We start from the raw sequence: 16,653 nt of genomic DNA, 5'->3' as shown, positions 1-16,653 counted from the left end.
AGGCAGGATTTGATGCAGAGCCGGATTCCAATAGGGTGCCAATTACAATGCCTCTGAAAATGAATTGGATACAAAGACATTTATCCAAACATGTCCGTTTTCGTTACAGGACGTTCCGGTTTTAGTACAGTGCCCATAAAAAAACCGGGGCATCTGGCCCCGGCTTTTACGCTTAAATCTTTGGAGGATGGCCTGCTTGCCATCAACTGCTATACTTCATGTTTATCGTTGTCTTCATCCCCGTTCTCATCATCCTCATCCTCTTCTTCGTCGTCTTCATCATCCTCAAAATCATCTTCGTTTATATCGTCTTCCGCATCATCATCTGCATCATCTTCGTCGTCTTCATCCTCTTCCGCGTCAAGGTCTTCATCATCTTCAACAAAGTCGTCATCTTCAGCACTGCCACCCCTTACGGCGTCTTCACCGGCTTCCTGGGCAGTTATGTCGGCATCGGCATCGTATTCGGCTTCTTCGCTCATTTCCGGCGTTTCTTCTACCGGTTCCTCTGCTTCCGGCTCTTCTGCACTTATATCTTCGATCACGTCTTCATTGGCGGATGGCGTTTCTTCTTCTGTTGCCACCTGCTCGCTGAGGCCTTCAATGTTTTGTCCTTCCAGCAGGCTGGTATCTATTTCCAGTTTGGCCTGGTGTTCATGCAGGTAGGCTTCGGGGATCTCCGGGATCTCTTCGGTCAGCTCCCCGTTTTCTGATACAGCCAGGAAGCCCGCTGCGGCTTCTTCCAGCGCAGCGCGTTCTTCTTCATTGTTTACCAGGGTAGGTTGCAGGATCTCTTCGTCAAAGACCTCGCGCAGCTTGGGTAGGTCTTTGGGCGAGTTGATCCCGAAATAGTCCATAAAGGCTTTGGAAGTGGTGTAGAGCAGCGGTTTGCCGGGCAGGTCTTCACTGCGGCCGGCTATGGAAATAAGTTCTTTCTCCAGTAGTTTTTGCAGGGAATAGTCGGAGCTCACCCCACGGATATATTCAATCTCGCCTTTGGATACCGGCTGGCGGTAAGCGATGATGGCCAGTGTTTCCAACGCAGCGGTGGACAAGCGTTTCAGGAACTTGTCCCCATTCAGCTGGGCCACGGTCTGGTAATAATCTTTCTTGGTCAGGAACTGGTACCCTCCCCCGCTTTGCCGCACTTCAAATGCGTAAAACTCAGCACTGTATTTCTCCACGATGGCTTCAATGGCGGCATCCACCGCCTCGGGCGTGGCGCGGTCTTCCAGGAAAGCAATGGCATTGTTCAGCAGTTCCAGGATATCGGACGCCTGCAAAGGCCGGTCTGCCGCAAAGATCAGCGCCTCAATGTGGGGAATGATTTTGGAAATTTCCATAGTGAAAATTGTACAGCGTGCAATGTACAACGTACAGCGACCGGTGTGACGGGATCGTAACCTACCGATACTTTGTGCGTCCTGCATTACATCATACCATTAAAAAAGTCAAAGGCCGAAAATAAGGCCTTTGACTTTTTAAAAGAAATCGAAATATTTTGCTGTTGATTACTTGTGCATAACTGGCACTCCTTAGCTTACCAGGGCGGCGGCACCGCTTACGATCTCCGTAAGTTCCGTGGTGATGGCGGCCTGGCGGGCACGGTTGTAAGACAGTTTAAGGCTGCGCAGCAGTTCGTTGGCGTTTTCAGTGGCTTTGTCCATGGCCGTCATGCGGGCGCCATGTTCAGAAGCGTTGGCATCCAGCATGGCCTTGAAGAACTGGGTGTTCAGGATCATGGGCATCAGCTCGGCTACCAGGGTATCCTTGGCAGGTTCAAAGATGAAGTCTGCCTTGATGGCTTTCTTTTTGCCGGCAGGTGCTTGTGTATTTTCCACTTTGGCAATGGGCAGGAACTGTTCTGCCATAAAGATCTGGGTACCAGCATTCTTGAAGTGGCTGTATACGATCTCCACGGCGTCAAATTCACCTTTCATGAAGCCTTCCATAGCCACTGCGGCGGCCTGTTTTACATTTTCAAAGCTAAAGCTGGAGAAAAGGTGCCAGTAGTTGTCGATGGTCTTGTAACCGCCGTTCTTCTGGAAGAACTCATACCCTTTCTTACCGATGGGCATTATGGTTACCTGGCCTTTGGCAAATTGTTCTGCGTATTTCTCGCGGATGGTGGTTCGGGCCAGTTTGATCAGGTTGGAGTTATAAGCACCGCAGGCGCCACGGTCGGAAGTGATCAGCACGATCAGGACCTTTTCGACAGGGCGGTTTGCAGCCAGTGCCAGGTCAATATCACCTTCGCTGTTGCTTACAATGTTTTGGAGCATTTCCTGCAGCTTCAGCGCATAGGGCCGCATCTGGATGATGGCATCCTGGGCGCGGCGCAATTTGGCCACGCTCACCATTTTCATGGCTTTGGTGATCTGCTGGGTAGATGTTACAGATTTTATACGGTTACGAACTTCTTTCAGTTGTCCGGACATAATATAAGGCCCTTTTATTTAGGCCGCAAAAGTACTAAAAAACGGCAATTATTTTTGTTTTCACCCCGATTTATTCTGATTTATGCCCCTTAGCCGGCAAAAACATCAAAAAAATCCCGATCTGCTGCTTATTTTTAGCGTATTAACCATGCTTTTTACCCAAACATGCCACGATTTATGAAGAAACATCTCCTCCTGGCGGCCCTGCTCCTGGCAGGCGTATCCGCTGCATTTGCGCAAAACAAACTGACCGCACAGGAAAAAAAAGAAGGCTTTAAACTGCTGTGGGACGGCAAGACCAGCAATGGCTGGCGGGGCGCCTTCCGGCAAGACTTTCCCACCCACGGCTGGGAAATGAAAGACGGCATCCTCACCGTGTTGCCCAGCAATGGCGGCGAAGAAGGTGGCGGGGGCGACATTGTAACCGTAGATACCTACAGCGCCTTTGAGCTTCGCTTCCAGTTCCGCCTTACTCCCGGGGCCAATAGTGGTGTCAAGTATTTTGTGACCGAAGCTGAAGCTACCGGTGGCAAATCTGCCATAGGCCTGGAATACCAGGTGCTGGACGACGAACGCCACCCGGATGCCAAGCTGGGCCGTGATGGCGACCGCACCCTGAGCTCCCTGTACGACCTCATTCCCCGTAAAAACATTCCCGCGGCCATGAAGCCCATCGGCGAATGGAACGAAGGCCGCATCATTGTGCGCCCGGACAACCACGTTGAGCACTGGCTGAACGGCTACAAAATGGTGGAATACGAGCGCGGCTCCGAAGCCTACCGCCAGCTCGTGGCCATCAGCAAGTACAAGAACTGGAAAGACTTTGGTGAAGCCAAGGCCGGCCACATCCTCCTGCAGGATCATGGCAACAAGGTGTCTTTCCGTGACATCCGCATTAAAACGCTGTAGCAGCAGACAGGGCTCCCCGTAAAACAGCTATAGCCAGGGTATATTTCGTGCCAGGCCTGTATCAGTGCCTGTTTGCCCTCACTGGATAAGATAAAAAAATAGCGGCGCCCCCCCGGTGCCGCTGTTTCATTTTAGTGATTCCCCGTTCCTGCCCGTACAATGCCGGATAAACGTTAAATTGTGCAGGTCAACCGCGAACCTGCAATTACATTCTCCACCCCCACATCTAACGTTTATGCACGTACGAAATTTATGCTTCTCGCTTTTCGGCACCATTGCTTTATTTGCCTGCAATGGCCCGGCCAGACACGAGGCGGTGAACACACAGGCCACGGCCGATTCACTGAACAAGATCCTGGACGATTATTACGAAGATGAAATGCGCATGGTGCCGGTAGTAGCCACCTTCCTGGGCGATAACCGCTACAACGACCAGCTGCCGGTAGACATAGGCCAGGCCTGGCGCAATGAACTGGACAGCCTTTGTGCCGGCTACCAGGTAAAGCTCAAAGCCCTGGATACATCGGCCCTTACACCCAATGACCGCATTAGCCGGGATATGCTGCTGCGGGAAGTAACGCTCTTCCGCAAAGGGCTCACCTTCCATGATGAGCTGACGCCCGTTAACCAGTTCAGCTGCATTACGCTCATGCTGGCCCAGCTGGGCTCCGGCCAGAGCGCACAGCCTTTTGCCAACCAGCGGGATTATGAGAACTTCATGAGCCGCATGCGCCACTTTGCCGAGTGGTCTGATACCGCCATTGCCAACATGCGGCGGGGCATGGCGCAAAACTATGTGCTGCCCAAAGCATTGGTGGTAAAGATCATTCCCCAGCTCAAAGACCTTTCCTCCCCCGATACCGCGAAGAACGTTTTCTTTGCCCCGCTGAAAAAAATGCCGGACAGCATTGCCCCGGTAAGCCAGGCCGCCCTGCGCAAGGCGTATGACAGCAGCATCCGTGCTTACATCCTGCCTTCTTATGCAAAGCTGGCCAGGTTCCTGCAGGAGGAGTACCTGCCCAAAGCACGCACCAGCAGCGGTGTGGGCGCCCTGCCTGATGGCGCCGGTTATTACGCTTACCAGATCCAGAACTACACCACTACCGATAAGACCCCGGAAGAGATCTTCAACCTGGGACAAAGCGAAGTGGCCCGCATCCGCAAGGAAATGGAAGCCGTGAAAGACAGTGTAGGCTTTAAAGGTGACCTGAAGGCCTTCTTTACTTTCATGCGCACGGACAAGCAGTTCAATATTTTCAAGGACGATAAGTCCGTGATCGATTCCTTCCAGGCCATTTACCAGCGCATTAAACCCAAGGTGGATGAGCTGTACGGGCACCAGCCCAAGACGCCCTTCGAGATCCGGCAAACGGAGGCTTTCCGCGCCGCATCTGCCAGTGCGGAATACAATCCCGGCAGCCCGGATGGCAAGCGTCCCGGCATTTTCTATGTGCCCATCCTGGATGCAAAAAAATTCAGCTACGTGGGCATGGAATCCCTGTTCCTGCACGAAGCCATTCCCGGCCATCACTTCCAGATCTCCCTGCAACAGGAAGACACGTTGCTACCCAAATACCGCCGCTTTAACGGCAACAGCGCTTACCAGGAAGGCTATGCCCTGTACTGCGAAAGCCTGGGCAAACAACTGGGCCTGTACACCAACCCCTACCAGTATTTTGGCCGCCTGTCTGATGAAATGCTGCGCGCCGTGCGGCTGGTGGTAGATGCCGGCATGCACTCCAAAGGCTGGACCCGCGAACAGGCCATCCAGTTTATGGAAGACAACCTTTCCACCCCGGAACATGAGATCGTGTCCGAAGTGGAACGTTACATGGCCATTCCCGGCCAGGCGCTGGCTTACAAGGTGGGCGAGCTGAAAATTGAAGAGCTGCGGGATAAGTATAAAAAACAACTGGGCAGTAAGTTCAGCCTGCGCGATTTCCATGATGAACTGCTGAAAGATGGTGCGCTGCCGCTTTCCATCCTGGAAGAAAAAATGGACCGCTGGGCGGCCTCGCGCTAGTCTGCAGCAGGTGCGGCAGGCCCCGGCTATGAGGCAGGCATTCTCCCATAAAAGGGCCGCCTTTTCAACGGGAGCGCCTGTTTCGTATTCCCCGTAAAAAAATCCACTTTTTTAAGTATAAACGCTGCATTTTCCGCGGGTGTTCCCTGGAATGCAGCGTTTTTCTTTGCGGGGAGCCGTTTTTTGCGTGCTGATCGTTGAAAAGTGATACCTATGTTAAATTTTTGCAGATTTTATCGTTAAAATGCCCGCCAATGCTTAAATGTAGCCAATACGCTTATCACAAACCCTTTACTATGGCTGGTTTCATGGACCCAGCGGGTATTTAGTCCCCATCACGCAGGCGTATTAATATTACCGCCGCGCTTGCGCAGGCGATGCGGTTTATTCTGTACCTTTACGTAACACCTTCTAAAAACCCGCAGCATGTTTGAACTCATCAAAGAATACTGCCTTTCCCTGCCGGCAGTTGCTGTAAAAGAAAAGAGGAACGGAGGGCTTTATTTCTCCGTGTACGACAGGTTGTTTTGCATTCTTTACCAGGATGCACCGCAGCAGGTGGCCTTCAAATGTACACCCGAGGTGTTCCATTTCCTGATCAGCCGCCCGGCCATTGTACCTGCGCCCCAACTGGCGCGTTACCACTGGGTGCAGCTGGAACGCAGTGATGTATTCCCTTTCAGCGACCTGGCCATGCAGATCCATGCCGCTTATGATATGGAACGCAAAGCCGGCGAGCCCCAGGTAAATGTGATCCCCGTGCCGCGCAGCGCGCCTGCCATTTATTTTCCTACGCGGTAAGTGATACTGCGCTACTGCTTATTTCCCTATCTTGGTTGATACTGCTACTGGTTAACCTTTTTAATAAAACGATTTACTGGAGATAATGAAAGCGCATGGGCGAATGCCCGCGCCGGCAGCCTGTGGAGGGTAATCAGCGCAAACACCGCGCTGTTAAGATCATTCCGCTACAGTGTTCTATTTTACCGCAAGCGTGTATACGATATCAAACACCCCAAACCCGATCAACGTAAACGCAAACAGCCTTTCCAGCCTGGCAGTGTTCATCCGCACGGAAGTCCGTGCCCCCAGCCAGGAAAACGGCAATGCCGTTACCGCCAGCACAAGTGCAATAGACCAGTCGATATGGCCCAGGTGCCAGTGCCAGATAGTGCCGGGTATGGAAAGTAAAGCGGAGAGTACTACAGAGCAAGCTAACGCCCGCTTGATAGGCATATGTAGTTTTTTGATGAAGAAGGTGCTGAAAAGCACGCCTCCCGCATTAGCTAGCAGGCCGGATAAGAGCCCGATTGCAAAGGCAGCAACAATAATGTAGATGTTTACTGCGGAAGCCTGCTGGCCGGCGGTATTACTGGTGGTGTTGTAATTTTCTTTATCATGTTTCCGGAGAAAAGTAACGGCCAATGATACCCCCAGACCGATGATGAACAACGCGGTGAGCACCATGAGCGTTTTGCCTTTCAGGTAATCCGAGACCTGCGCTCCCATTACCGTAGCCGGTATGCCTACTACCGCACAAAGCAGGATCACTCTCTTGTCGAACAAATGTTCTTTCCGGTACACTGTGGACGCGGAAATAGTGCTGGTGATAGCAGCAGGGAGCGGAGACGCCAACGCATAAAATGGATTTATTCCTGCAAATATCTGTAGGGCTGGTGTACTGATGGCGCTACCGCCTTTTCCTAATAAGCCTGACAAATAACCTACTACCACCCCGATCGCAATTACGACCAGGTAGTTGTTTTGTTGTACTAAATCCATCATGGTCGGCGGCCCCCTCGTGCCGGGAATTACAGGTTGGAAGCAAACGGGTGTACAAAAAGCGATCGCCTTTTGCGTGTCATACTTCTCTCTAAACAGGTTGGTTTCAAAGCGGCTGCATTGCTGTAGCCACTGTGGCAAAGGTACAGTGAAACGGAAGCGTGATGGAATAACTATATGTAATGCCCAATAACTTGTAGTTATGAAAAAACGGGTGCATCTTTATCCTAAAAAGGCACCCGTTTACATTGATAATCAAATTAATATGCCAGATAAAATTTAGCGCGGCCGCCCTTCTTCATTTAGCCTATAAAAACGCTATACTACCGGTTTCCAGCCATCTTCGTAGCTGCGGCCCCAGCGTGCCATGGCGTCTTTATCGTTGAGGATATGGCCGTTTTCAGGATTGCAGTGCAGGGTATGGCCGGTGCGCTGCGCAATGTTGCCCAGCTGGCAAAGCAGTACGCTGCGGAAGCCGGTATTGATCTCCGCATGGAGGGACGCTGTGCCCCTTATGCTTTCCAGGAAATTATTGAGATGTACTGCATCGAGGAACTCACCGGCGGGGCTTACTACGTTGGTCACATCGTGGTGGGTTTCTTTCACTTCCTTGACCAGCTTTCCTTTTGCATCCAGGATCTTATAGCTATCGCCACCGCTGTTGTACAAGCTGCCGTGCTCCCCAAAGATGGCGAAGCCGCGGCCTGCGCCTTCCAGCTCGTAGTTATTGCAGCTGCGGCCTTCCCAGGTAATGGCCTTGCCTTGTGCAAATTCAAAGGTGATGGATTGTGTATCGGGGGTTTCCCAATCATCTTTGGGAAAGGCAAAACGGCCACCGCCGCTGCTTACTTTTTCCGGGTGCTCCACGCCCAGGAACCAGCGCATGCAATCTATTTCATGGGTGCCGTTGTTGCAGGCCTCCCCGGTGCCCCAATGCCAGCGCCAGTGCCAGTTGTAATGCACAATATTATCCAGGTATTCCTTGCGGGGCGCTGGCCCCTGCCACAAGTCCCAGTTCAGCGTGGAAGGCACGGGGATCACCTTGCCTGTACCAATGGGTGCACGGTTATTGACATACCAGCCACGCGCATAATACACGTTACCGATCACTTTATCTTCCCGGATCTCTTTTACGGCTTGTTGCATATTAGGCCAGGAGCGGCGCTGGCTGCCCATTTGCACCAGGCGGCCATACTTTTTGGCGGCGGCTATGAGCCACTCTCCTTCCTGTGGATTATGGCTGCAGGGCTTTTCCACGTACACATGTTTGCCGGCAGCGCAGGCCATGATGGCGGCGGGTGCATGCCAGTGGTCTGGTGCGGCAATGATGAGGGCATCAAAGTCCTTGCGCTCCAGCAGTTTGCGGATGTCGCGGATCACTTCCGGTTTGCGCTCCTGCACTTTGGCTACTGCGTCCAGGCCCTTTTTAATGGCGCCATCCTCTACATCACAAATGTAGGCGATCTCGGCGCCGGGCAGTTTTGCCACTACCTGGGCCAGCCAGTTGCCGCGGGAGTTTACGCCCATTACGGCGAGGATTATTTTGTTGGAAGGTGCTGCTTTGCCCAGCAGCGGGAAATTAAGCAGGGTAAGGCCCAGGCCGGCCAGGGTTCCGTTTTTCAGGAAGGTTCGTCTTTGCATGGTGGAATTTATTGTACCGGAAAATACAAAGACGGGAGCGGATTTCAAAACGTATACCGCATACTCACGCCGCCCGGCCCCGCTCCAATGTCCATCCGGTTAAAGCGGCTGAATAACTGGTGCCCGTGCTTATAATGGATCGCGTAATTCACCACATCAAACAACAACAAAAATCCGCCCTGGAAAATGATGGAATTGCCATACCCATGCAGGCGGTCTGCTTTCCCGGCATCCAGCGTATTATCGCCCCGGCTGCGGAGGTAAAGCCCCGTGGCAATGTAAGTAAGATCCAATGCGCCGTTGATGAGATAGATCTTTTCAATGCGGTTCTGTGCATCAATGCTTTGCTGCCAGTTATTGCTGCTGTCGGCAGCCTTGCGGGCGTGGATGTAACCGGCAATGGCGATGCCCAGGTTTGCCGTGTTCCAGATGGCATTCATCTGGTGGAAGTATTTCGTTTGCCCGTCCGTATTGCTGCTCACAATGAGGCCCACGCCAATATTCAGCACAGACCAGCTGCCCAATGCCACCATGCTGTTTTGGGTATAACGTACCCGGTCTGCATTGTATTGCGGAAGGGAAAAGGTCTGCTGGGCCACGGTGTGCAGGGGCCATAAGCAACACAGTAGCGCCAGTAACAGGCGTTGGGGACCGTTCATATACAGGGCTTTTAGGTGCATGCGGAAATTGCCTACTCCCTTACCAATTGCTGCCAGATCACATCATACACGCCGGTGGCGGGAATAGCGGCTGCCTGTGGCTTACCGGTAATGAGCACCGGCTGCCAGGCGGGATCTTCGGTGAGGCGACCGTGCGAGCCTTTAATGAGCGTAGCATCCAGCGGGATCACGTCCATCAGGTAGCGGAAGCCCAGTTTCTTCTTTATCAATTTTCCTACCACTTTTAGCTTCACCAGCGGGTCTGCGGGGTTCAGGAACATCTCCACGGGATCATAGCCCGGTTTGCGGTGAATGTCTACAATGCGGGCAAAATCCGGCGCCCTGGCATCGTCCTCCCAATAGTAGTACGTGAACCAACTGTTCCTGTCTGCCACGGCAACCAGGTCACCAGCGCGTTCATGATACAGCTCGTGGGTTTGCTTACCTTCCCGGTCCAGCACTTTTTCTATGCCAGGTGTGGCCTCCAGCAGTTCGCATATTTTACGGTAGGTAGCGCGGTCTTTGTCATTGATGTACACATGCGCCACCTGGTGGTCTGCCACGGCAAATGCCCGCGAGGCACCTGCATCCAGCAGTTCTGTGCCCCGCTCCACCCGCACGTTTATCAGGCCTTCTTTGCGCAGCAGGCGGTTAATGTGAATGGGATTATTGACCGGCGTAATGCCATACTCGGAGAGCACAATGATTGCAGCGCCCTTGCTTTCGTAGTAACGGATCAATTGCTCCACCACCTTGTCCACCGCCTGTAGCTCCGGGCCCACCTTGCTCATATCGTGCCCGAACTTCTGCAGGCAATAATCCAGGTGGGGCAGGTAGATCAGCGTCAGCGTAGGATCGTGCCACTGGTCTGTAAGAATGGAGGCATCTGCTATCCATTGGGTGGATTTGATATTGGCTCCCGGGCCCCAGAACTGGAACAGGGGAAAGGTGCCCAGCTTGTCCTGCAGCCGGTCCCGCAGGTCGGCCGGGTGCGAGTAGCAATCCGGCAGCTTACGGCCGTCTGAAAGGTACTGTGGGCGGGGTGTTACCGAAAAGTCCACGCTGGCGTACATGTTGTACCACCAGCACATTTGTGAAACGGTAAAGGAAGGGTCTATGCTGCGGGCGTGGTCCCAGATCTTGGGAGCATCCACCAGGTGATTGGATTGTTTCCAGAACTTGATCTCCGCATCGGTCTTATCATACCAGCCATTGCCTACAATGCCATGCTCACTGGGCCAGCGGCCGGTGAGATAGGTGCTCTGCACCGCAGTAGTTACCGCGGGCAGCATGGGCTGTATCTGTGATACGTGGTGCTTGCGCGCATATTGCTCCAGGAAGGGCGTGTGAGGCCCAATGAGCCCGGACGACAATCCTACCACATCAATAACAACCGTTTTTTTCATAGACATGTAAAGTTGACACCAAGAAGAGGTTCCGTTAGTAAAAGGCCGTTCCATGTGCCTTGTCAGCACAAAACTAGCCTCCGGGCTCCACAATTCCAATTTAACCTACCGGGCGTTCCCGGCTCACACTACGGGCGCTTTGCACGGTTTCAAATGTATCCTTAACCCATTGAAGCTCACGGATAATACCTTCCGTCATGTCAGTGCGGAGGTCTTCGGGCAGCACGTCCCAGGTGTAGGTTTCCACTTCCATATGCCGCGTAAAAGGCTGGCGGGCCTGTAGTTGCAGGATCTCGGAAATATCCGGCTGCGTAGAAGCAAGCACGCCGTAGTGGTCCAGGAAAATGGGCACGTGGAAATGGGCACGCCACTCGCTCACCCAGGGATTGTCTGCATCTTCCAGTGCGTTTGGCAGATCCGGATAGTGGATGAGCGTATCGCCTTTCCTGGCAATGACCTGGTGCAGGTAAATAGGTTCGTCAAACTGGCGGAAAGCATCCACCACCGCGGCCCTTGCGGGGCCAGGGGCCGGCAGGACTGCGCGCAGTGCAGCACTGATCTGCAGTTTGCCTACTTTGAGCTGGTGTGTTTTCAACAAAGAAAGTACGCCCTGCGGCGGCTCATAGGCTACCGCAAAATGACATACATCGTAGCACAACTGCACATGGTCCTTGAGCATCTTTTCTGCTTCCTGCTCGTCTATCCTATACTTGTCTGTAAGAATGGAGATGCCTACCGGCACCAGGGTTTGCTCATACCAGTCTATGTAACCGGCAATGTCTTCCAGCATACCATCCGGTTCCGGTTCAATATCAATGTGCACAAACGGGCCGCCGGTAATGCGCATGCGTGCCAGTTGCACCACTACCTCCACGATGTTGAGCGTGGCAGATGCAATGACATCATTCCACTTATCTTTTGCGTGCCAATGTTTGTAGGATAAAGGTGAAGTGGAGATCCCCCCTTCCATGCCCCTGGGGAGCAGGTTTGCCAGGATGCGCGCCAGGCGCAGGGTGTAGGCCACGCGGTCATACTCCGACCAATCCGGCACATGTACTTTGTCTTTCACTGTAGCTTCGTGAAAATCACCATAAGGGAAACCATTCATGGTAAACACGTAGCAATGTTCCGCATCCAGCCACGCTTTAAACGCAGTGAGATTTTCTTCTTTAGACAGCTGCAGGCTGGCCAGGTTGCTTAGGCGCAGCCCAATGCCAAAGGGTGCATTGGGAGATAGCGCCTGCTTCACGGCAGGTATATGTTTTTTCAGCTGGAAGAAATGATCTTCCCAGCTTTCGCCACTGTGAATGTTGGAACAATACGTTAAATGACCGTAGGAAGTTTCCATATCAAAAGTACCTCTCGGAAAGTTTGTTGCATTGAAATTGGTAATCAACAAAGATAAGCCCTTTATGCCACATGCAGGCCGGGGCTGCTAGGGCACCAGCGCATGCAGGGAAGCGGCAATGGATTTAAGCAACGCGGCTGCCTGTTTTAATTTTTCCAGGTCCATCTGGTGCACTTCTTCTCCCCTGCCCACCGCCCGCAGCAGCGTGATGGTGAGGCGGCCGCCCAGGTGCTCCCGGAATTCTTCCAGTCCTTTGATCACCGGGCTTTCCCCGCCTTCCTGAGCATCCAGCAAGGGGTGCCATACCGGTAGCCCCAGGCCGGCCAGCAGGTGCACAATGCGCAGCATATCCGCTTCGGAGATCCATCCTAACGTATATGAATACACGCTATCCAATGCTATGCCAATAGATACGGCTTCTCCATGTCTTAGTTCAAAGCGGGTAAGCGGCTCCAGTTTGTGCGCGCTCCAGTGCCCAAAGTCCAGCGGGCGGGAAGAGCCGCTTTCAAACGGGTCGCCCCCGCGGCCGATGTGCGCCATGTGCAGGGCCGCACACTGGTAAATGAGCTCCTGCATGGGCGCCATATCCCTGGCTGCCAGCGCACTGGCCGCCCTTTCCATCCAGGCAAAGAAACCGGCGTCCTTGATGAGGGCCACTTTCACAGCTTCCGCCATCCCCGCGGCCCAATCCCGGTCGTGCAGGGTAAGCAGGAAATCACTATCGTTAAACACCGCCGCCGGTGGCGCAAAGGTGCCGAGGAAGTTCTTCTTGCCCTGATAATTGATGCCGTTCTTCACCCCCACACCGGAATCATTCTGCGAGAGCACCGTGGTAGGGATGCGGATATGCCTTACCCCGCGATGGGCCACCGCAGCGGCATAGCCGGCCAGGTCCAGGAGGGACCCACCGCCGATGGCCACCAGGTAAGAATGACGGTCGATGCCGTATTGCTCCACCGCCCGGATCAGTTGGTCAAATAATGCAGTATTGTTCTTGGATGCTTCCCCACCCGGCAGCACCAGGATGGGTGCCAGGCTGAAATCTGCCAGGGTGGCGGCATAGGCCGTGACCTGGGCAACGAGTTGCGGATGATGAACGGCTACGCCTTCATCGATCACGAATAATAATTGCTGTTGCAAGCCTTCACTGCGGCGGGATGCGAGGAATTCTGCAAAAACCGGGTTGGCTGTATCAAAAAGACCTGTCGTAAAAAATACCTGGTAATGGTACGAAACCTGGAAAGCCTGTTCTAAAGATGATCGCATGGTAAAAATGTCAAAGTCACAATGCTAAAAGTACGCCTTTTGAAGCACAATGAACGTTGCATTTTTGCAGGATAAAAACCCACGGAAACCCGCGCGTATCCTGCATTGCAAAAGCATTGCGCGCAGCGCGGCGCCACAAGATCAGGTTACGGAAAAAGCACGTGCCAGGAGCATAGACACCGGCAGCAGGACCAGGATGATCAGCGCGTATTGCCAGTCTGCAAAGGCAGCTGCCCACGCGGCATTGATGACGATAAGGGCCAGGATGCCACCTTTTACGGCCTTGCCGATATTGGGCCCAATGGGCTCCCTTATGGCTACCATGAGTGGGCGGAAAATGATGAAAGCGGTGAGGGCCACAAAAGGCAGCGTGGGCAGCAAATGCCCGTTGCGCCAGGAAATAAGGAGAATAGTGCTCAGCACCAGGGCGTATAACAGTACCGCCAAACGCAGGGCCCTGTTGCTGCCTCCGTGCACTTCGCCGCGGCTGATCATGGTAATGGCGGCAATATAAATAACGGGCACGGCGCTGAGCCACCAGAAGCTTTGCAATACCCCGGGCAGGATGCTGATGCCCAGCAGGAGGTTCAGGCCGCGGCACAGGCCCATATTCAGCGGGCCCCAGAAATCGTGGTGCTTGCCCCAGCGGTCGTACCCGAGGGCAGACAACGCAATGGCGATGCCCAGTATGCCAGACGCCATGCTTACGGTAAATGCCGCCAGGATGCCCACCAGCAGCAGGTATACCCCTAATATCACGGCTTGTGTACGGGAAATAACGCCGCTTGGGATGGGGCGTTCCGGGCGCTCTGCGGCATCCAGCCGGGCGTCCATCACATCGTTAAATACAACGCCGCCCCCATACAGCCCCAGGGTGGCCAGGCAAAGGCAGGCCAGGGGCAGCATATCCAGGTAGCTGCTGAATTGGGTTTTAAGGTAACCCGCCACGGCTACACCGGCCAGGATATCTGCCACTGCGGTAAGAAGATTGGCGGGGCGCATAAGGCGCAGGTAACCCACCAGTTTGAGTACAATGTAATTCACGGATTTGGTTTGTGGAGCACCACGGCCTTGCCCATACGGCAGCCGCCCGCTCATGGCACTTGGTGAAATGCCTTTCTAAATCAATTTTACAGGTGCCGGGGATGCTTACGGTATAGATCCTTTTTTACTGCGCATCTCAACGGATAATTTTATTGTGCTTGTCTATGCGCGGTTGCTGGCCGCCACGCAGGATGGAGCTCCCGTTGAATTTCGCCGTCTGATCCACAACCGGCGCGGTTTCCCAGTCGGCCTCGTTGATCTGGCCACTCTGTGCGAACGCAGTGATCGCATTGCGGTAAGTTACCAAATGAATGTCATTCAAGTCAATACCACTTTCGTGCATCAGCGCTGCGGTCTTAGGCACGGCCAGCGGATCACTGATGCCCCAGTCTGCGGCGGAGTTCACCATAATGCGTTCGGCTCCGTATTGTTTCACCACTTCCACCATGCGCTCATTGCCCATTTTGGTAAAAGGATAGATGGTGAAGGCCGCCCAGAAACCGCGGTCCAGTACTTCCTTTACCGTTTCTTCATTATTATGATCCACGATCACCATTTTGGGATCCAGCCCGTGCTCTATCGCGATGTCCATGCTGCGCTGGGTGCCGCGTTTCTTATCGCGGTGCGGGGTATGGATCTGCACCGGCAAACCCGCTTCCTTAGCCAGTTCCAGCTGGGCGCGATAATATTTTTCCTCCAGGGCGGTCTGGTCGTCAAAGCCTATTTCACCAATGCCTACCACGCCTTCCTTGTACATGAAAAGCGGCAGTATTTCCATCACCTGTTCTGCCAGTGCTTCGTTGTTGGCTTCCTTGGAATTGAGGCCAATGGTGCAGTAATGTTTAATGCCAAACTGGGAAGAGCGGAAACGCTCCCAGCCTACCAGGCTGCTGTAATAATCCTTAAAGGTATCCACGCCCGTGCGGGGCTGGCCCAGCCAGAAAGAAGGCTCAATGAGGGCCACCACGCCGGCATCGGCCATGGCCTGGTAGTCGTCTGTGGTGCGGGAGGTCATATGCACATGCGGGTCAAAGAAGCGCATGCCTTTGATCTTGTCAAGGTAAATGGGCTCCTGGGCCTGGGGCTGGAGCGCCTTATCAGAAAGTGGATTACAACACATGATCCGTCTTTTTTGTGTGGTGATGGGTAAAAATAATACCGGCTAGCCAGCCAGCACCTGCGCTGCCAGCGGGGGCAGTTGCGGGTCTACGCTGCGGCCGGCAGCCCGGCGCTCCGCGGCATAATCGCGCAGCATTTGCTGTAGTGTTTTATTGTTGCGGGCCTGCAGGCCGGTAACCAGCCGCACGTCCTTACTGGTAAAAAACGCCTTGAGTACCAACTGGTTCCAGGCGGCTTCCGGCAGGTAGCGGGCGGGGTAGGGATTTTGCAGCATGATAGCGTCCAGCACGTTGCCAATATTGCTGCGGATGCCTTCGGCCGTTTGTGCCACCCAGCTTTCCGGCCAGGCCAGCAGGGGCAGGCAGGCGTACAGGGCGGTAAGCTCTTCCATGCTGCCGGTCTGGAAAAGGGTGCTGATGCTGCGCACGTAGGTGGCCGCATCGGCCGCGGGCCATTGGGCCAGCCACCAGGCGCGGGCCAGGCGGTCTGCCGGCCAGGCCTGTGGCGTAAAACCAGGCACCAGGGCATTTAACTGGTCCAGGGTTTCGGGGGAAAATTGGACAGGCTGTTTGCCGGTAAAACGGGGCAGCGCCACAAACGTGGTGTTCCAGGCCTGGAAGCCGCTGCTGGACTGGGCTTTAACCAGTTGCTGCTGCAGCCAGTCGCGGCCTTTTTCCGGCAGTTGTGCCCATAAAAGCGGTGTCAGTTGCGCTAACAAGGCCTGCTGGTCATAAACATAAGGCTGTTGAGTCATGGTATCCTGTTGAAAAGCCGCTAAAAATACGGAAATGCGCCCACAAAATTAAACGGCAAAAAGGGACGGCACCTGCAATAAAAATAATGGAATGGGTGTAAGGGGCACCGGGTGGGAGGTGTGTTTTCGGGGAGGGTAGCCGGAAAGCCGTGCCGGCATTGGGTTATAGCCAAAATAAAAGAGAGGCAACTAGTGCCTCTCCTTCCGCCATTCTAAAACCTGATTAATAACCAGGAGTATCGTTTAAAACTGTTTTGAAGACAG

Annotated in this window: 14 protein-coding genes; 3 read left to right on the top strand and 11 right to left on the bottom strand. The window is 53.8% G+C overall.

The window, feature by feature from the left end; all coding sequences use genetic code 11:
- Positions 1-209: 209 nt before the first annotated feature.
- A complete protein-coding gene (gene scpB, locus DCC81_RS06160) occupies positions 210-1,343 on the bottom strand; it encodes an SMC-Scp complex subunit ScpB (RefSeq protein WP_108685690.1) in 1,134 nt (377 codons plus the stop codon).
- 192 nt (positions 1,344-1,535) lie between these two features.
- Positions 1,536-2,438 (bottom strand): ATP synthase F1 subunit gamma, encoded by a 903-nt coding sequence (gene atpG, locus DCC81_RS06155; RefSeq protein ID WP_108685689.1) that lies wholly within the window; start codon positions 2,436-2,438, stop codon positions 1,536-1,538.
- Between the two features lie 177 nt (positions 2,439-2,615).
- Between atpG and DCC81_RS06150 the strand changes: the two genes are divergently transcribed.
- The 3 genes from DCC81_RS06150 (at position 2,616) to DCC81_RS06140 (ending at position 6,171) form a co-directional block, all read left to right on the top strand.
- Positions 2,616-3,347 carry a 3-keto-disaccharide hydrolase gene (locus DCC81_RS06150; protein ID WP_108685688.1) on the top strand — a complete coding sequence of 244 codons (732 nt, stop codon included), beginning with the start codon at positions 2,616-2,618 and terminating at the stop codon, positions 3,345-3,347.
- Positions 3,348-3,582: 235 nt separating this feature from the next.
- Positions 3,583-5,370: a DUF885 domain-containing protein gene (locus tag DCC81_RS06145; protein ID WP_108685687.1), complete on the top strand. Its 1,788-nt coding sequence runs from the start codon at positions 3,583-3,585 to the stop codon at positions 5,368-5,370.
- A 426-nt stretch (positions 5,371-5,796) separates the two neighbouring features.
- Positions 5,797-6,171 carry an MmcQ/YjbR family DNA-binding protein gene (locus DCC81_RS06140; protein WP_108685686.1) on the top strand — a complete coding sequence of 125 codons (375 nt, stop codon included), beginning with the start codon at positions 5,797-5,799 and terminating at the stop codon, positions 6,169-6,171.
- Between the two features lie 177 nt (positions 6,172-6,348).
- Here the strand turns inward: DCC81_RS06140 and DCC81_RS06135 are convergent, their stop codons facing one another.
- From DCC81_RS06135 to DCC81_RS06095, 9 genes are all read right to left on the bottom strand, one after another.
- Positions 6,349-7,152, bottom strand: a complete 804-nt coding sequence (locus tag DCC81_RS06135) for a sulfite exporter TauE/SafE family protein (RefSeq protein WP_240612954.1) — start codon at positions 7,150-7,152, stop codon at positions 6,349-6,351.
- 318 nt (positions 7,153-7,470) lie between these two features.
- Positions 7,471-8,793 carry a Gfo/Idh/MocA family protein gene (locus DCC81_RS06130; RefSeq protein WP_108685684.1) on the bottom strand — a complete coding sequence of 441 codons (1,323 nt, stop codon included), beginning with the start codon at positions 8,791-8,793 and terminating at the stop codon, positions 7,471-7,473.
- 44 nt (positions 8,794-8,837) lie between these two features.
- Positions 8,838-9,452 (bottom strand): DUF6992 family protein, encoded by a 615-nt coding sequence (locus DCC81_RS06125; protein ID WP_133177566.1) that lies wholly within the window; start codon positions 9,450-9,452, stop codon positions 8,838-8,840.
- A 32-nt stretch (positions 9,453-9,484) separates the two neighbouring features.
- Positions 9,485-10,858 carry an alkaline phosphatase family protein gene (locus tag DCC81_RS06120; protein WP_108685682.1) on the bottom strand — a complete coding sequence of 458 codons (1,374 nt, stop codon included), beginning with the start codon at positions 10,856-10,858 and terminating at the stop codon, positions 9,485-9,487.
- A gap of 100 nt (positions 10,859-10,958) precedes the next feature.
- A complete protein-coding gene (gene eboE, locus DCC81_RS06115; protein WP_108685681.1) occupies positions 10,959-12,206 on the bottom strand; it encodes a metabolite traffic protein EboE in 1,248 nt (415 codons plus the stop codon).
- Between the two features lie 87 nt (positions 12,207-12,293).
- Complete coding sequence (locus tag DCC81_RS06110; RefSeq protein ID WP_108685680.1) at positions 12,294-13,472, bottom strand: 3-dehydroquinate synthase; 1,179 nt, start codon at positions 13,470-13,472, stop codon at positions 12,294-12,296.
- Positions 13,473-13,613: 141 nt separating this feature from the next.
- Entirely contained in the window at positions 13,614-14,516 is a 903-nt protein-coding gene (eboC, locus tag DCC81_RS06105) for a UbiA-like protein EboC (RefSeq protein WP_240612911.1), read from the bottom strand.
- A 136-nt stretch (positions 14,517-14,652) separates the two neighbouring features.
- Positions 14,653-15,636 carry a TatD family hydrolase gene (locus DCC81_RS06100; protein WP_108685679.1) on the bottom strand — a complete coding sequence of 328 codons (984 nt, stop codon included), beginning with the start codon at positions 15,634-15,636 and terminating at the stop codon, positions 14,653-14,655.
- Positions 15,637-15,678: 42 nt separating this feature from the next.
- Positions 15,679-16,389, bottom strand: a complete 711-nt coding sequence (locus DCC81_RS06095) for an EboA domain-containing protein (protein ID WP_108685678.1) — start codon at positions 16,387-16,389, stop codon at positions 15,679-15,681.
- Positions 16,390-16,653 lie beyond the last annotated feature (264 nt).

Source organism: Chitinophaga parva (genome assembly GCF_003071345.1).
Taxonomy (GTDB): Bacteria; Bacteroidota; Bacteroidia; order Chitinophagales; family Chitinophagaceae; genus Chitinophaga; species Chitinophaga parva.
This window is presented reverse-complemented; position numbering and strand designations above follow the sequence as displayed.